Source organism: Janthinobacterium sp. Bl 1 (genome assembly GCF_058215535.1).
Genome location: NZ_CM177086.1, coordinates 4,845,272 through 4,862,217 on the forward strand (window position 1 = coordinate 4,845,272; position 16,946 = coordinate 4,862,217).

Annotated in this window: 16 protein-coding genes; 7 read left to right on the forward strand and 9 right to left on the reverse strand. The window is 61.1% G+C overall.

Going from position 1 to position 16,946, the window contains the following annotated elements; genetic code table 11:
• Positions 1-26: 26 nt before the first annotated feature.
• The 6 genes from AC4BCN_RS21890 to AC4BCN_RS21915 all read right to left on the reverse strand — a co-directional run bounded on the left by AC4BCN_RS21890 (position 27) and on the right by AC4BCN_RS21915 (position 4,908).
• Positions 27-308: an FAD assembly factor SdhE gene (locus AC4BCN_RS21890; RefSeq protein WP_034752073.1), complete on the reverse strand. Its 282-nt coding sequence runs from the start codon at positions 306-308 to the stop codon at positions 27-29.
• Positions 309-425: 117 nt separating this feature from the next.
• Positions 426-1,136, reverse strand: a complete 711-nt coding sequence (locus tag AC4BCN_RS21895; protein ID WP_034789099.1) for a succinate dehydrogenase iron-sulfur subunit — start codon at positions 1,134-1,136, stop codon at positions 426-428.
• Between the two features lie 9 nt (positions 1,137-1,145).
• A complete protein-coding gene (gene sdhA / locus AC4BCN_RS21900) occupies positions 1,146-2,927 on the reverse strand; it encodes a succinate dehydrogenase flavoprotein subunit (protein ID WP_046685730.1) in 1,782 nt (593 codons plus the stop codon).
• A gap of 2 nt (positions 2,928-2,929) precedes the next feature.
• The gene (gene sdhD / locus AC4BCN_RS21905) at positions 2,930-3,295 is read right to left on the reverse strand and encodes a succinate dehydrogenase, hydrophobic membrane anchor protein (RefSeq protein WP_034752078.1); all 366 of its coding nucleotides are present in this window, start codon (positions 3,293-3,295) and stop codon (positions 2,930-2,932) included.
• 2 nt (positions 3,296-3,297) lie between these two features.
• A complete protein-coding gene (sdhC, locus tag AC4BCN_RS21910; protein ID WP_034752080.1) occupies positions 3,298-3,720 on the reverse strand; it encodes a succinate dehydrogenase, cytochrome b556 subunit in 423 nt (140 codons plus the stop codon).
• A 306-nt stretch (positions 3,721-4,026) separates the two neighbouring features.
• On the reverse strand, positions 4,027-4,908 hold the full coding sequence (locus AC4BCN_RS21915; RefSeq protein WP_081367944.1) for a GntR family transcriptional regulator: 882 nt from the start codon (positions 4,906-4,908) through the stop codon (positions 4,027-4,029).
• A gap of 305 nt (positions 4,909-5,213) precedes the next feature.
• On the opposite strand from AC4BCN_RS21915, the gene AC4BCN_RS21920 reads away from it, so the two are divergent.
• The 5 genes from AC4BCN_RS21920 (at position 5,214) to AC4BCN_RS21940 (ending at position 12,157) form a co-directional block, all read left to right on the forward strand.
• Positions 5,214-6,203: a malate dehydrogenase gene (locus AC4BCN_RS21920; protein WP_034752084.1), complete on the forward strand. Its 990-nt coding sequence runs from the start codon at positions 5,214-5,216 to the stop codon at positions 6,201-6,203.
• A gap of 111 nt (positions 6,204-6,314) precedes the next feature.
• Positions 6,315-7,313: an HpcH/HpaI aldolase/citrate lyase family protein gene (locus AC4BCN_RS21925; protein WP_490491761.1), complete on the forward strand. Its 999-nt coding sequence runs from the start codon at positions 6,315-6,317 to the stop codon at positions 7,311-7,313.
• Between the two features lie 13 nt (positions 7,314-7,326).
• Positions 7,327-7,881 (forward strand): hypothetical protein, encoded by a 555-nt coding sequence (locus AC4BCN_RS21930; RefSeq protein ID WP_490491762.1) that lies wholly within the window; start codon positions 7,327-7,329, stop codon positions 7,879-7,881.
• Positions 7,882-7,969: 88 nt separating this feature from the next.
• Positions 7,970-10,690, forward strand: a complete 2,721-nt coding sequence (gene acnA / locus AC4BCN_RS21935) for an aconitate hydratase AcnA (RefSeq protein ID WP_128142387.1) — start codon at positions 7,970-7,972, stop codon at positions 10,688-10,690.
• Positions 10,691-10,903: 213 nt separating this feature from the next.
• Complete coding sequence (locus tag AC4BCN_RS21940; RefSeq protein ID WP_070301542.1) at positions 10,904-12,157, forward strand: DUF2863 family protein; 1,254 nt, start codon at positions 10,904-10,906, stop codon at positions 12,155-12,157.
• Between the two features lie 173 nt (positions 12,158-12,330).
• On the opposite strand, the gene AC4BCN_RS21945 is transcribed toward AC4BCN_RS21940, so the two are convergent.
• Both AC4BCN_RS21945 and AC4BCN_RS21950 read right to left on the reverse strand, forming a co-directional pair.
• Positions 12,331-12,795: a CYTH domain-containing protein gene (locus AC4BCN_RS21945; protein ID WP_456150583.1), complete on the reverse strand. Its 465-nt coding sequence runs from the start codon at positions 12,793-12,795 to the stop codon at positions 12,331-12,333.
• Between the two features lie 12 nt (positions 12,796-12,807).
• Positions 12,808-13,929 (reverse strand): M14 family metallopeptidase, encoded by a 1,122-nt coding sequence (locus tag AC4BCN_RS21950; RefSeq protein WP_128142384.1) that lies wholly within the window; start codon positions 13,927-13,929, stop codon positions 12,808-12,810.
• A 302-nt stretch (positions 13,930-14,231) separates the two neighbouring features.
• On the opposite strand from AC4BCN_RS21950, the gene AC4BCN_RS21955 reads away from it, so the two are divergent.
• Positions 14,232-14,894 carry a TetR/AcrR family transcriptional regulator gene (locus tag AC4BCN_RS21955; protein WP_456150584.1) on the forward strand — a complete coding sequence of 221 codons (663 nt, stop codon included), beginning with the start codon at positions 14,232-14,234 and terminating at the stop codon, positions 14,892-14,894.
• A 96-nt stretch (positions 14,895-14,990) separates the two neighbouring features.
• On the forward strand, positions 14,991-15,362 hold the full coding sequence (locus tag AC4BCN_RS21960; protein ID WP_436480467.1) for a hypothetical protein: 372 nt from the start codon (positions 14,991-14,993) through the stop codon (positions 15,360-15,362).
• A gap of 60 nt (positions 15,363-15,422) precedes the next feature.
• Here the strand turns inward: AC4BCN_RS21960 and scpC are convergent, their stop codons facing one another.
• A complete protein-coding gene (scpC, locus tag AC4BCN_RS21965; RefSeq protein WP_490491763.1) occupies positions 15,423-16,919 on the reverse strand; it encodes a succinyl-CoA:acetate CoA-transferase ScpC in 1,497 nt (498 codons plus the stop codon).
• Positions 16,920-16,946 lie beyond the last annotated feature (27 nt).

Here is a 16,946-nt window from a genome sequence, read left to right on the forward strand (position 1 = left end):
CCGTTTGCAATATATCGCCCAGGCGTCTAGGCAATGCGCAGTCGTTGCAGCAGTGCGCGCACATGCGGCAGATCGACTTCGCCTTCCGGCTCTTTACGGGCCAGTACCAGATCCATTAACGCATTGTCCGATAAATCCAGCAAACGCGTCAGCGCGTCAACTTCTTCATCGGTCAATTCGGTTTCATACGCATCGAGAAAACGGGTCAGGATAATGTCGTTTTCCAGCAGGCCACGGCGTGAACGCCAGCGCAGGCGGGCGCGGTTGGCCGGGTCGGCCTGATGCGAGGACAAAATTGATTCTGTCATTTGGTTTACCACTTTACGTGTGCCTTGCGGCACGGTGCTGCTTTGCAGGCGCCGCCTGCAGGCAAGAGAGGATACCCTCTTCCCGCAAACGGCGCCCGGCGGATGCGATCAGGAGGATCAGATCGCGCGGCGGACCATCAATTCCTTGATCTTGCCGATCGCCTTGTTCGGGTTCAACCCTTTCGGGCAGACGTCGACGCAGTTCATGATCGAATGGCAGCGGAACAGGCGGTACGGGTCTTCCAGGTTGTCCAGACGCGCACCGGTGGCTTCGTCGCGCGAATCGGCGATGAAGCGGTAGGCTTGCAGCAGGCCGGCCGGGCCGACGAATTTGTCCGGATTCCACCAGAACGACGGGCACGACGTGGAGCAGCATGCGCACAGGATGCACTCGTACAGGCCATCGAGTTCTTCGCGCTGTTCCGGCGATTGCAGGCGCTCTTTTTCAGGCGGGATCGAATCGTTGATCAGGAAAGGCTTGATCGAATCGTACTGCTTGAAAAATTGCGTCATGTCGACGATCAGGTCGCGGATGACCGGCAAACCTGGCAACGGACGCAGCACGATAGGCTCCGACAGTTCGTTCAGGTTGGTCGTGCATGCCAGACCGTTCTTGCCGTTGATGTTCATTGCGTCCGAACCGCACACGCCTTCGCGGCACGAGCGGCGCAGGGCCAGCGAGTCATCGACGTCAGACTTGATGCGCTGCAGTGCGTCGAGCAGCATCTTGTCGGTGTCTTTCAGCTCGACCGTCAGGTCTTGCATGTAAGGCTTGGCATCCTGGTCAGGATCGTAGCGGTAGATTTTGAATTTGAGAGTGCGTGCCATGGTATAGCCTTAGAAAGTACGTGGTTTCGGTTTGAAGGTATCAACCGTCAAAGGCTTGGTCACGACTGGCTTGTATTCCAGTCGGTTGCCTTCCGAATACCACAGCGTGTGCTTCATCCAGTTGTCGTCGTCGCGGGTCGGGTGGTCGTCCTGGGCGTGGGCGCCGCGCGATTCCTTGCGCGCTGCCGCCGAAACGATGGTCGCTTTCGCCGTTTCGATCAGGTTGTCCAGCTCCAGTGCTTCCACGCGGGCCGTGTTGAAGACCATCGATTTATCCTTGAAGGAGACGTGCTTGCGGCGCTCGTCGAGCTTCATGATTTCTTCGACGCCCTTGTTCAGCATCTCGTCGGTACGGAACACGCCGCAGTACTTCTGCATCGTTGCGCGGATGTCGTTCGCCACGCCCTGCACCGTTTCCGTGCCGGTCGAATTTTCCAGGCGCTGCAAGCGGCCCATGGCGAAATCGGCGGCGTCGGCTGGCAAAGGCTTGTTTTCCTTGGCTTTCAGGCCGCTGTTGACGATGTGGTTGCCGGCCGCGCGGCCGAAGACCACGAGGTCGAGCAGCGAGTTCGTGCCCAGGCGGTTGGCGCCGTGCACGGAAACGCAGGCGCATTCGCCGATCGCGTACAGGCCGTTGACAACCTTGGCCGAATTATCCGGACCGGTCGGGGTGACGACCTGGCCGTGGATGTTCGTCGGAATGCCGCCCATCTGGTAGTGAATCGTCGGCACGACAGGAATCGGTTCCTTGGTGGCGTCGACGTTGGCGAACTTGTGGCCGATTTCCAGGATCGACGGCAGGCGCTTGGCGATGGTGTCGGCGCCGATATGGCGCAGGTCCAGCATCACGTGGTCCTTGTTCGGGCCGCAGCCGCGGCCTTCCTTGATTTCCTGGTCCATCGAACGCGAGACGAAGTCGCGCGGCGCCAGATCCTTCAGGGTCGGCGCATAGCGCTCCATGAAGCGTTCGCCTTCGCTATTGATCAGGATGCCGCCTTCGCCGCGCACGCCTTCGGTGATCAATACGCCCGCGCCGGCCACGCCGGTCGGGTGGAACTGCCAGAATTCCATGTCTTGCAGCGGCAGGCCGGCGCGTGCCGCCATGCCCATGCCGTCGCCGGTATTAATGAACGCATTCGTCGACGCGGCGAAGATGCGGCCTGCGCCGCCCGTTGCCATGACCGTCGTTTTTGCTTCCAGGATCATGCATTCGCCGGTTTCCATTTCCAGCGCGACCACACCGATCACGTCGCCTTCGGCGTCACGGATCAGGTCGAGTGCCATCCATTCGACGAAGAAGTGCGTACGCGCACGCACGTTGCGCTGGTACAGCGTGTGCAACAGGGCGTGACCGGTACGGTCGGCTGCCGCGCAAGCGCGCTGCACCGGCTTTTCGCCGAAGTGGGCCGTGTGGCCGCCGAATGGACGCTGATAGATGGTGCCGTCAGGGTTGCGGTCGAACGGCATGCCGAAGTGTTCCAGTTCGTACACGACCTTCGGTGCTTCGCGGCACATGAATTCGATGGCATCCTGGTCGCCCAGATAGTCGCCACCCTTGACGGTGTCGAACATGTGCCAGAACCAGTTGTCTTCGGCCATGTTGCCGAGCGACGCGCCGATACCGCCCTGCGCCGCAACGGTGTGCGAGCGGGTCGGGAAAACTTTCGACAGAACAGCGACGTTCAGGCCGGCTTCAGCCAGCTGCAACGACGCGCGCATGCCGGAACCGCCGGCGCCAACGATAACCGCATCAAAGCGGCGGGTAGGGATTGCAGATTTATATGCTGCCACGATTACACACTCCAGAGTATCTGTACCGTCCAGCCGGCACAAGCGATCAACCACAGCATGGTGGCAATTTGCAGGGTCAGACGGAGGCCAGCGCTTTTCACGTAGTCCATCCAGATGTCGCGTACGCCGACCCATGCGTGGTAGAACAGGGCGACGAAGGTCACCAGGCTGAACAATTTAAACCACTGCTGTGCGAACAGACCAGCCCAGCCTTCATAGCTGAAGTTGCTGCCGGTCAGGAAAGAAATAAGCAGGATGGCCACATAGGCCACCATGACGATGGCGGTAACGCGTTGCGCCAGCCAGTCGCGCAAGCCGTAATGGGCACCGACGACGAGGCGTTTCGGTCCGATATTATTGTCTGCCATGTTTAAAATACTCCAAACAGTTTCAAAGCGACCAAGGCCGTCAACACCAGGCTCACGACCAGCACGGACGACGCGGTCTTGCGTGCCGAATCTTTTTCGATGGCAACGTGCACGTCCATGAACAGGTGACGAATACCGGCGCAGAAGTGGTGCAGGAAGGCCCAGACGAGGCCCAGGGTGATCAGCTTGACGAACCAGTGCGAGGCGATGCCCTGGAAGTAGGCGTAGGACATTTCGGAACGCAGGCTCAGTTCCAGCATGTACAGGATACATGGCAGCAAGGCGAAAATGATGAAACCGCTGATGCGATGCAGGATCGAGACGATGGCGCCGACAGCCATGCGGTAGTTCGACAATTCGGTAACATGAATGTTACGGAATTGCGGCCGTTCTTTTTTTGGTACTTCTCTTACGGCTTCAGACATAACAAAAACCTCCCCTTTGAATTTCAACTAAATATTGAAGCCGCGATTTTCGCCGATTTTCGCAACCCATACCAATATCTATTGTTACATATAACCAAAATGGTTTTTTACTACAAAATACCGCGCTACTTTCCGTAGTTCACGTAATTTAATTACAGAATCGCCGGCAAAACACGGCCCGCCGGGGCGGGCCATGCTGTCGCTGCGCTTTCCGTTGTCTCCGTTGCCCGCCTTGCGGCAGGCATCTTGCAAGCGATGCACTTCAGCCTTGCTGCTTGTTCGGACGCCCGCAGGCGCCCCGCCGCTTCAGCTGAGTTCATTCTGATAATGATGGCGACTGGTCAGGTACAAGCCCCGGCGCAGTTCGACCGGCTTGTCGCCGTAGGTAAACGACACGCGCTCGGAACTGAGCAAGGGCGTGCCGAGGTCGATATTTAACAATTGCGCGGCGCCCGCGTCGGCGCACACGGCGCGGATCTGTTCGGACGCGCGTATCATGCGCGTGCCGAATTCCGTTTCGAACAGGCCGTACATGGGCCCCTTGTATTCCACCAGGCGCTCGGCCGTCAGGCCCTTGAAGATCAAGCCGGGCAGCCACAGCTCCTCGACGATGGTCGGCACGCCGTCGAAATACTGCACGCGCTTGATGAAGATGACGGCGTCGCCGGACTTCAGATCCATCAGGCGCGCCACGTCGGCCGGCGCGCGCACGCGCTTGACTTCGATAAATTTGCTTTCGGGATAATGCGGCACGCCTTCGTCCGGCACCAGGCGCAGGAAGCGGAAATGCGCGCGCGCCTCATGGTGGGTGGAAACGAAAGTGCCCTTGCCCTGGCGGCGCATGACGAGATTCTCGGCGGCCAGTTCATCGATGGCCTTGCGTACCGTGCCCTGGCTGACCTTGAAGCGCCCTGCCAGCTCGACTTCGCTGGGGATCAGTTCGCCCGGCTTCCATTCGCCCGATTGCAGGCTCTGCGTGATGAGCGCCTTGATCTGCTGGTACAGGGGACTGAAGGTGGGAGAAGCGGTCGCGGCAGGCGCGGACACAGCGGTGGCAGTGGTATTAATGCTGGCGACAGGGGTGCTGGCCGCAGTGGCGGCAGGCGTGGCCGGGGTGCCCGCGGTCGGACTGACCGCCCCGCTTGCAGCAGTGGCATTGTTGGTCAGATTGGACGAGGCGGAATTCATAGTCCGACATTTCAACACAAATCACTGCCCGCGTCCAGTAAAACAGACGTAGTTATCTGTCTTATATAAGACATAAGATATGATTGACAGATAGGGATCAGAGGCCTAAACTGCCCTCGATAAAACTTGTGAGCCAGCGTTTTATGTTGTCGGCCAGCCACTCTGGCCTCGTGCAGCACAAGCGTGACGGCAGCGTACACCAGCAATTCGGTGGCGCGGGCCGGTTTTGGTATCATTATAGTTTTTCCGGATAAGCGTAAGCCCAGCTTCAAGCCCGTTTTCTTTCCCATTTTTGGAGATTCATCATGGCTAAAACCCCAATGCGTGTTGCAGTGACCGGCGCCGCCGGCCAGATCGGCTACGCCCTGTTGTTCCGCATCGCCAATGGCGACATGCTCGGCAAAGACCAGCCTGTCATCTTGCAACTGCTTGAAATCCCGGACGAAAAAGCCCAGAAGGCGCTCAAGGGCGTGATGATGGAAATCGACGACTGCGCCTTCCCGCTGCTGACGGAAATGACCGCCCACTCCGATCCGCTGACCGCATTCAAGGATGTCGACGTGGCCGTCCTGGTTGGCGCGCGTCCACGCGGCCCAGGCATGGAACGCAAGGACCTGCTGGAAGCGAACGCCCAGATCTTCACGGTACAAGGCAAGGCGCTCGACGCCGTCGCTTCGCGCAATGTCAAAGTACTGGTGGTCGGCAACCCTGCCAACACCAACGCCTACATCGCCATGAAATCGGCGCCATCGCTGCCAGCGAAGAACTTCACCGCCATGCTGCGCCTGGACCACAACCGCGCGCTGTCGCAAGTCGCTGCCAAGACCGGCACCGCCGTGAAAGACATCGAGAAGCTGACCGTCTGGGGCAACCACTCGCCTACGATGTACGCCGACTACCGCTTCGCCACCGTGAACGGCAAGGCTGTCAAAGACCTGATCAACGACCAGGAATGGAACGCCAACGTGTTCCTGCCTACCGTCGGCAAGCGCGGCGCGGCCATCATCGAAGCGCGCGGCCTGTCGTCGGCAGCGTCGGCAGCGAACGCCGCCATCGACCACATCCATGACTGGATGCTGGGCACCGCAGGTAAATGGACCACCATGGGCGTTCCTTCGGATGGCTCGTATGGCATCCCTGAAGGCACCGTGTTCGGCTTCCCGGTCACCACCGACAACGGTGAGTACACCATCGTTCAAGGTCTGGAAATCGATGCATTCTCGCAAGAGCGCATCAACCTGACCCTGAAAGAACTGACCGAAGAGCGCGAAGGCGTGAAACACCTGCTGGCCTAAGTCCAGTTTTGGCGGCGCGGCAATGCGCCGCCCGCCAAAGAAGGCCGCTCCGCGAATGTCGCGGCGCGGCTGTTTTCTCAAGTAGTTTTTACCTGCAGAAATGCCTTAAGCATGCACCCTTCCGAGGTTTTATTCCAAGGCAAACGCCAGCCGCTGTTGCTCGCCGCTTGCGACCACTACGCCGGCTCTGAAAAGCTGATGCGTAAATCGATTGCTTTGCAACAAGAGCTTGGCCCCCTGTTCGACATCACCTTCGACTGCGAAGACGGCGCCAGCGCCGGCAACGAAGAAGCCCACGCGCTGATGATCGCCGGCCTGCTGGCCAGCGGCGAGAACCAGTTCAACCGCATCGGCGTGCGCGTGCACGACGTCGACAGCCCGTTTTTCGTGCGCGACGTGGAAATCATCTGCAGCGCCGCGTCCCGTCTGGCCTACATCGCCGTGCCCAAGGTGGCCGGCGTGCAGGATGCCATGCTGGCCATCGACCTGATCAACCTGCACGCGCGCCGCGCCGGCCGCGACAACCTGCCCGTGCACATCCTGATCGAAACGCATGGCGCGCTGCGCGACGCCTACGCGATCGCCGCCCTGCCCCAGGTCGAATGCCTGTCCTTCGGCATCATGGATTTCGTGTCGGCCCACTACGGCGCCATTCCCGCCGCCGCCATGCGCACGCCGGGCCAGTTCACGCACCCGCTGGTGGTGCGCGCCAAGCTCGAAGTGGCGGCCGCCTGCCATGCGCACGGCAAGGTGGCGTCGCACAACGTGACGACGGACGTGCGCGATTCGGCCGTGGTGGCGAATGACGCCCAGCGCGCGACAGCCGAGTTCGGCTACACGCGCATGTGGAGCATCCACCCGGACCAGATCAAGCCCATCATCAAGGCCTTTACGCCGCGCCTGTCCGAAGTCAACGAAGCGAGCAACATCCTCAACGAAGCGCTGCGCGCCAACTGGGGACCGATTGCGCAAAATGGCCGCTTGCACGACCGCGCCAGCTACCGATATTATTGGACCGTTTTGCAACGCGCCAAACTGGCGGGCCTCGGCCTGCCCGAGGCGGCCGCCGCATTACTCAACACCCCCTCTTCCAGCACCACTGAAAACTGACAGGAATTACACGATGTCCCTCTCCAAATTAGCAATTGCCTGCAGCGTCGCGCTGGGCGCCATGACCCTCACGCTGGCGCCAGCCAGCTTCGCCGCCACGGCAGAGGCAAATCCCAAGGCCGTCAAGGCTGTCAAGGCCAAGCCAAAGGCCAAGGCCACCAAGGCAAAAGCTGCCGCCAAGGAAGCCCATCCGCTCGCCATGTCGGCCGCCGACAAGGAAGAAGCCGATGAACCGAACACCGCAGGCTCGGCTTCCACCGATTTCAATTGCGAACTTGGTAACAAAATTACCATTTACACCAATGCTACTGACGACAAACACATCGCCCTGCGCTGGAAGAAGCGCCTGCACCGCCTGAGCCGCGTTGGCACCACCACCGGCGCCAACCGCTTCGAGAACCGTCTGTACGGCCTCGTGTGGATCGGCATCCCGGCCAAAGGCATGCTGCTCGATTCCAAGCAGGGCCGCCAGCTGGCCAATGAATGCAAGGATGCGGAGCAAGCCAAGCCGGCGGCAGTGGTGGAAGCCGCGCCATCGCTGGGCGTCTTGCCAGCCACCGGCGGCTGATGTGCGTAGCAAGGGCCTCTTCGGGGGCTCAGTCATGTTTTGTAATTTGAATAATCAATAAATAGACGATACCCAACAAGGAGAGGTCATGTCCCGCAACACTCTGAACACGCTCAAGGACTTTAATATTTCGGATAGCAAGAAGGGCAAGCTGTACTCCCTGCCTGCGCTGGAAAAAAGCCTGGGCATCAATGTCTCCCGCCTGCCAGTGTCGATTCGTATCGTGCTCGAATCGGTATTGCGCAACTGCGACGGCAAAAAAGTCACCGAAGAACACGTCAAGCAATTGGCGAGCTGGGGCCCGACCGCCGAGCGCACCGACGAGATCCCGTTCGTAGTGGCGCGCGTCGTGCTGCAAGACTTCACCGGCGTACCGCTGCTGGCCGACCTGGCAGCAATGCGCAACGTGGCCGCCAAGATGGGCATCAACGCCAAGAAGATCGAACCGCTGGTACCGGTCGACCTGGTGGTCGACCACTCGGTCACCATCGATCACTACCGCGAAAAGAAAGCGCTGGACCTGAACATGAAACTGGAATTCTCGCGTAACAACGAGCGTTACCAGTTCATGAAATGGGGCATGCAGGCATTCGACACCTTCGGCGTCGTGCCACCAGGCTTCGGCATCGTCCACCAGGTCAACCTGGAATACCTGGCGCGCGGCGTGCACCACGCAGGCAAGAAAGCCGGCGACGTATACTACCCGGACACCCTGGTCGGCACCGACTCGCACACCACCATGATCAACGGCATCGGCGTGGTCGGCTGGGGCGTGGGCGGCATCGAGGCGGAAGCCGGCATGCTGGGCCAACCGGTCTACTTCCTGACGCCAGACGTCATCGGCGTGAACCTGTCGGGCGCGCTGCGCGAAGGCTGCACCGCCACCGACCTGGTACTGACCATCACCGAATTGCTGCGCAAAGAGAAAGTCGTCGGCAAGTTCGTCGAATTCTTCGGCGAAGGTACCGAGTCCTTGACCCTGACGGACCGCGCGACGATCGCCAACATGGCACCGGAATACGGCGCGACCATGGGCTTCTTCCCGGTCGACGAAGCGACCATCGACTACTTCAAGGGCACCGGCCGCAGCAAGGCTGAAATCGCCGCGTTCGAAGGCTACTTCAAGGCGCAAAACCTGTTCGGCGTGCCAAAAGCCGGCGACATCGACTACACCCGCGTGGTGGAACTGGACCTGGCATCGGTCGCTCCGTCGCTGGCCGGCCCGAAACGCCCGCAAGACCGTATCGAAATCGGCAACGTCAAGGCGAACTTCGCCGAGCTGTTCGCCAAGCCAACCACGGAAAACGGCTTCAACAAGAACCCGGCCGACCTGGCTGCCGTGTACGAAACGACGAACGGCGTGAAAGTGTCGAACGGCGACGTGCTGATCGCCGCGATCACCTCGTGCACCAACACCTCGAACCCGAGCGTGATGCTGGCTGCCGGCCTGCTGGCCAAGAAAGCCGTGGAAGCCGGCCTGAAAGTCGCGCCGCACATCAAGACCTCGCTGGCTCCCGGCTCGCGCGTCGTGACCGAGTACCTGACCGCCGCCGGCCTGCTGCCATACCTGGAAAAACTGGGCTTCGGCGTGACCGCCTACGGCTGCACCACCTGTATCGGCAATGCGGGCGACCTGACGCCCGAGCTGAACGCAGCGATTGCCACGCACGACATCGTCGCGTCGGCCGTCCTGTCGGGCAACCGCAACTTCGAAGCGCGCATTCACCCGAACATCCGTTCGAACTTCCTGGCCTCGCCACCGCTGGTCGTCGCTTACGCCATCGCCGGCAACATGACGCGCGACCTGATGACGGAACCTGTCGGCAAGGGCAAGGGCGGCAAGGACGTCTACCTGGGCGACATCTGGCCGACCTCGGCTGAAGTCTCGGCCATGATGAAGTTCGCCATGAACGCCAAGGTGTTCAAGGACAACTACGCCGACGTCAAGGGCGCGCCAGGCAAGCTGTGGGAAAAAGTCACGACCGTGTCCGGTCAAGTCTACAACTGGCCGAAATCGACCTACATCGCGGAACCTCCGTTCTTCGACAACTTCTCGATGACGCCAGCGGCAGTGGCCACCGGCATCGAAGGCGCGCGCGCACTGGGCGTGTTCGGCGATTCCATCACCACCGACCACATCTCGCCAGCCGGCTCGATCCAGGAAAACGGTCCTGCAGGCAAATGGCTGAAGGAAAACGGCGTCCTGAAAGCGGACTTCAACTCCTACGGCTCGCGTCGCGGCAACCATGAAATCATGATGCGCGGCACGTTCGCCAACGTGCGTATCAAAAACCGCATGATCCCTGCCAAGGCAGACGGTTCGGCGGTCGAAGGCGGCATCACGATCCACCAGCCTTCCGGCGAAGAAATGTCGATCTACGACGCAGCGATGAAATATGTTGCTGAAGGCACGCCAACCATGGTCTTCGGCGGCGAAGAGTACGGTACGGGCTCGTCGCGCGACTGGGCGGCAAAAGGTACGCAACTGCTGGGCGTGAAAGCCGTGATCACCCGTTCGTTCGAGCGCATTCACCGCTCGAACCTGGTGGGCATGGGCGTGCTGCCGCTGCAATTCATCGGCGACGACAGCGTGCAAACCCTGGGCATCACCGGCAAGGAAACCTTCGACCTGAAAGGCCTCGAAGGCGAAATCAAGCCACAGCAACTGGCTACCCTGGTGATCCACCGCGCCGACGGCTCCAGCCAGGAAGTCAAAGTCCTGCTGCGCATCGATACGCCGATCGAAGTCGATTACTACAAGCATGGCGGTATCCTGCCATTCGTGCTGCGTCAACTGCTGGCCGAGTAAGCAGCCCAGCTGTGATGCAAGATCAAAGCGCCGGTTCCGACCGGCGCTTTTTTTCGTCCCTGCATCCCGTTCCGACTTGAAATTTCGACTATTGGCATGATCTAAGGACAGCTTACGTATTGCGTGCGGCTGAATCCTCTACAATACGGTTATAAGGGTTTATCATTGTTTGACTGATCCATTTTTTTCACTTTCCGAGACTCTTATCCCGCTATGCGTCGTCCTTCCAAAGATTCATCCCATAAACTGACTGCCGACAGCCAGCGCCTGGTCACCTTTGCCCAGGCGATCGTACAGGCAGCCAGCCGTCTCGAAGAGCGGTCCTGGGAACACAGCCTGGATACGCAGCTCCAGAAATTACTCAAAACCGGTCACCAGGACACCATCGACAACACCCTGGGCAGCCTGTTCAAGGATGACTTGAACGCCTATGACGTGCTGATGGACTGCGTTGAAGCCGTCAGCGAATCGACCGTCATCACGCATGAAGACGTGCGCTACGACGCCCTGCTCGTCGCCGTGCCCATCCTCGCGTGGACGCGCTTTTCCATCGCCTCCGGCCCCATGGCCGGCGACGCGCACGGTGTGCTGTCGGCGCATTTCGCCGCCCACCTGCTGGCCGACGGCACCAAGATGGCCATGGCGCCAACGCTGTACTCTATCGACCAGTTGCCGCGCAGCCATGTCGAGACCTATGCCAAGACGCAAAAGCTGGCCCTGGCCGCCCTGAAAGGCACGGCCGTCAAGCCCTCGGGCAAAGAAGCGGAAACGGCGCCCTTCCTGGCCGATACGCGCTACCTGCTGGTGGCAGTGGTGGCCCCTGCCGGCGCACCGCTGTTCCGCTGGCAGACACCAGCTAGCCAGCTCGACTTCATCGCCGAACGCAGCGCCGCCCTGGAACAATGGCGCACGCAGGCGACGCCGACGTTCGCCCGCCTGCTGCCCGGCTGCGGCCTGGAATTGCTGCTGCCGGAAGCGTATTACGTGGCCTGCCGCGAAGCGGACAAGCTGATACGTCCCGTCTCCGTGCGCGCCGCCGTGCACTACCTGACGCATACCTTGGCCATCGAACCGTCGGAACTGCGCGCCGTCATCGCCGGCTTCGGCGAGGAAGCGGCCGACGGCCAGGTGGACGAGTACCGCATCGCCTTCACCCTGCGCCAGGCGCCGGACGTCATCTATGGCATCGTCTGGCCTTTGTACGGCCAGGAAGACGAGGATGGCACGCCGATCGAAGGCCTGATCCAGGTCGGCATCGCCGCGCTGGACAAGCAAAAGACACCGGTCGATGAAATCATCGAGCACCTGAACGCCGCCGGCGTGACGCAGATCAAGCGCCACGCGGAACGCTTTGTCGGTGAATACTGCGACGATTGCGGCGCCCCCCTGTTTGCCGACCCGGTCGGCGAGCTGGCGCATGCGGAGATGCCGGAAGATACGCCGCAGGGCACGGAACACTTCCATTAATGCTGTAACGGCGTTGTCGGATTACGCGCTGCGCGCTAATCCGATCTACGCTGCCGGTATGGGCCGTAGGTCGGATTAGCCGGCACGGCGTAATCCGACAGCAGCGTTGGCGCACAAAAAAGGCGGAACCTCGGTTCCGCCTTTTTGCATTGCAAGTCATGCTTACAACACCATCACCACTGTGAAAACGGGTGGCGGATCAGATTCGCGTTGTAGTAGCGCGCATCGCCCGACACTTCCGCGCCGATCCACTCCGGCTTCTCGAACGGCTGGTCTTCAGATGCCAGCTCGATCTCGGCCACCAGCAGGCCCGCATTGGCGCCGAGGAACTCGTCGACTTCCCATACCATGCCCGCGTGTTCGATGCGGTGGCGAACCTTTTCGATCAGCGGCTGTTCGCACAGGCCGTCGAGCAGTTCGGCGGCGTCGGCCAGCGGAATCGGATACTCCCACTCGCCGCGCGTGGCGCCCACGTTGGCGCCCTTGATGGTCAGCATCGCCTGTTCGCCCTCGATGCGCACGCGCACCACGCGCTCGCGCGCGGACGACAGATAGCCCTGGCGCAGCAGCACCGCCTGCCCCAAGCCGCGCCAGGCATCGCCGGCCAGCAGGAATTTACGCTCGATCTCGACGCCCATGATCAACGCCGTTCAATCGAGCGACAGCAGGATAGGCTGCAGCATGGCCGCGCCCAGTGCCGCGCTGCGCGCGCCGTTCCAGCCCACGCTTGGGTCCGGCAAGTCGGCGTTTTCCTTGAACGGCATTTCCAGGGTCAGCGCCAGGCAGCCGAAGTGGTGGCCGATGTATTTCGATGCCAGGGTCAGCATGTCGGACTTGTACTTGCTGGCCGCGTAGCCGAACTTGTCCTGGAAGTCGGGGCTGGCCTGCTTGTAGCGTTCGATGAAGGCCTTCTGGTGTGCAGCTTGCGCCGGCGTGAAGTTTTCCAGCATTTCATTGCCGGCCACAAAGTTGTACGGCAGCGCTTCATCGCCGTGGATGTCGAAGAACATGTCGACACCCGTTTCGTGGATCTTGTTTTTCACGCACAGCACTTCCGGGCTCGATTCCAGCGATGGCGTCATCCATTCGCGGTTCAGGTTGGCGCCGGCCGCATTCGTGCGCAGGTTGCCGCGGATGGAGCCGTCCGGATTCATGTTCGGCACGATGTGGAACACGGCGCGCTGCAGCAGTTTGCGCGCGATCGGGTTGGCATCGTCGAGCAGCGAGTCGATCAAGCCTTCGACGAACCATTCGGCCATCGATTCGCCCGGGTGCTGGCGCGCGATGACCCAGATTTTCTTTTCCGCCTGCGGATTGCCGATGGTAACCATGTTCATGTCGCGGCCGTCGACCGTGCTGCCCAGGTCGGACACGCGCGCCAGCGGATGCTCGGCCACTTCGCCCAGCAGGCGCAGATGGCGTTCCCACGAATACGGCTCGAAGTAGGCGTAGTACACGCTGTCGAGTTCCGGCGTGTGCGAGATCGTCATGACCTGGCCATCGAACGTGGTCGGCACGCGGAACCAGTTTTCGCTGTCGTAGCTGGCCACGGCCTGGTAGTCTTCATAGCCGGCCGGATAGGTGGCCTGGCCCGCGTTCAGGAAGCGCATCGTGCATGCCTGACCCCGCGCGCCCTGCAGGCGGAAGTGGAACCACTGATGGATGTCGGCGTGGCTATCCTTGCGCAAATTCAGGTCGATGGCGCCGGCGCTGGTGGCGCTCACCACGTCGATGGCGCCCGAGTCGAAGTTCTGGCTGATTTTAATGGTCATGTAATGATCCCGTCCGAATGTAAGTGTTCCGGCGTTGCCTCGTGGGCCAGCGCCGTTGCGCTAAAAAACGCAGTGTAAGCTATCCTGCTATTTTCCGCCCTTTGGCCCCGTTCGCAAAGCCTGGCCCGGCGATTTATGCACCATTCCGGGGCATCGATGGAAAAGCGCGGGGCAGAAGCGCGAAAAATCGGTCGACTGTCGCATCCACCGGACAAAAAACTGAATTGTAACAATGCCAGACACATTAGCGGCCCGTCGCCCCCCTATAATTCCTGCTTTTATAGAGTCGCCAGGAAAGAGTCGTGGACAAGAAGCTGACCAATATTCAGGAAAGAAAATTACGCGAGGCGCAGGCGCGGCGCGAGCACATCATCGACGTCGTCAAAGACCTCATCAAGAAGGGCGGCGCGCGCGCCGTCTCCATCCGCAAGGTGGCCGAGGCGGCCGGCTTTTCCACCACCGTCGTGTACGCCCTGTTCCGCGACAAGGCCACCCTGATCGCCCAGGCCATGGACAAGGACTTGCTGGAACTGGTGCGCGCCATGCGCACGGCCTGCGACACCAGCACCGACCCATGGGAACGCATCAGCCTGGTAGGCCGCGCCTATATTGAGTATGGTTTCCAGCACCCCGACGAGTATTCGCTGATCTTCATGGAGCTGCGCCCGCACGCTGAAGTCGACGCCGTCGACGTGGAACACGGCAATATCGAGCAAGACCCGTATGCCTACGCGCTGCACCTGTTCGGCGAGCTGGCGCAAACGGGCCAGGTGCGCCAGGACGAGCCGGCGCTGCACACGATGACGCAAATCTTCTGGCAATCGCTGCACGGCCTCGTGTCGCTGCGCATCGTCATGGATGCGGGCGACCCATGGACGCCGCACCCGGAAATGAACGCGCATATCGACGACTTGCTCGCCGTCGTCACGGCAGGCATCCGCCTGCGCTTTGCACCGCCCTCCTGACGTTTGATCCAGCGCAAACCAGGCGGACGGAAAAGGCGGACAGTCGAGTGAAGCCGCCTGCGCCGATGCAGCGCGGCTTGCGCGAAGGAGTGCGAGATGAACGAAGCCTATTCCACGGACCGGCTTGACAAACAGCAAAGCGCGAACAATGCTGTACGCATGGAAGCGCGCCTGACAAAACTGGAAACGGACCGGGAACATGACCGGCTATGGTTCAAGACCCTGGAACAGCGTCTTGGCGAAGGCCTCGATAAGGTACGCACGGAATTGCACGACGAATCACAGCTGCTGCGCGCCGACCTGACGCAATTTCGCGGCGACTTGCGCGGCGACTGCCACGCCCTGCGCACGGAACTGGGCGACATCCGCAAGCACATGCACACCCACTTCCTGTGGTTCATGGGCATACAGGCCACCACCACCTTTGCCCTGCTGGGCCTGGGCGCCAAGGCGCTGCATATGTACTGAGGAAAGTAAAAAGGCAGCGCGGTGCCGCACCGCCCTGCCCTGTCTTTGCGCTGACGAGGATTACTGCGCTGCCAGCATGCTCTGCGTTTCCTGGTAGCGCACATGCCAGGCCAGGGCCTCTTGCAGGATGTGCGGCGTGTGGCCGCCACGCTGGCATGCCGCATCGTAATAGGCACGCAGTTGCGCGCGGTAATCGGGATGCGTACAACGCTCGATGATCAACGGTGCCCGTTCACGCGGCGCCAGGCCACGCAAGTCCGCAAAACCCCACTCCGTCACCAGCACGTCGACGTCATGTTCCGTGTGGTCCACATGCGAGACCATCGGCACGACGCTGGAAATGCGCCCACCCTTGGCCGCCGATTTCGACACGAACATCGACACTTGCCCATTGCGCGCGAAGTCGCCCGAGCCGCCGATGCCGTTCATCATGTGCGTGCCGCACACGTGCGTGGAATTGACGTTGCCGTAGATATCGAACTCGAGCGCCGTGTTCAGCGCGATGATGCCCAGGCGGCGCACGATCTCGGGATGGTTGCTGATCTCTTGCGGCCGCAGCACGATCTTCGAACGGTAATGGTCGATATTGTCCATCAGCTTTTGATGCACGGCGGCCGACAGGGTGATCGACGAAGCCGAGGCAAACGCCAGCTGGCCCGAATCGAGCAGCTCGATGGCGCTGTCCTGCAGCACTTCCGAATACATGGTCATGTTCTGGAAAGGCGAGCCGATCAGGCCGTGCAGCACGGCGTTGGCGATGGTGCCGATGCCCGCCTGCAGCGGCAGCAATTCCGGCCCCATGCGCCCGGCCGTCACTTCGCCTTGCAGGAAGGCGATCACATGGCCGGCGATCGCCTGCGTTTCCGCGTCGGGCGGCAAGGCGTTCGACGGGCTGTCGGGGCTGTCCGTGATGACGATGGCGGCGATGCGGGCCGGGTCGATGGCGATGGCCGTGCTGCCCAGGCGCTGGTCCACGCGCGTGAGGGGAATCGGCTCGCGCCCCGGCAAGGTGTGCGGAATATAAATGTCGTGCAAGCCTTCCAGCGCCAGCGGCGTGGACAGGTTGATCTCGATGATCACCTGCGTTGCCTGCTGGGCAAAGGCGGCGGAATTGCCCACCGACATGGTCGGGATGATGGCGCCGGCCGCCGTGATGGCTGTTGCTTCGATGACGGCGATATCGACGGCGGCCAGGTTGCCCGAACGCAGCTGCTCGGCCGTTTCCGACAGATGCTGGTCGATGAACATGACTTCGCCGTTGTTGATCTTGCCGCGCAAGACAGGGTCGACCTGGAACGGCATGCGGCGCGCCAGCACGCCCGCCTCGGCCATCAGGCCATCGCTGCCATTGCCCAGCGAGGCGCCCGTGATCAGGGTCAGGCTCAAGGGGTCTTGCAGGGCGCGCTCGGCCAGCGCACGCGGCAGGGCCTTGGCGTCGCCGGCACGGGTAAAACCGCTCATGCCGACACGCATGCCGTTGTGGAACAATTTGGCTGCCTCATCGGCGCTCATGATTTTGCCGAGCAAGCCTGGGTGGCGGATACGGTCCTCGTACATCTGATGCTCCTGATCTTCTTCATATTC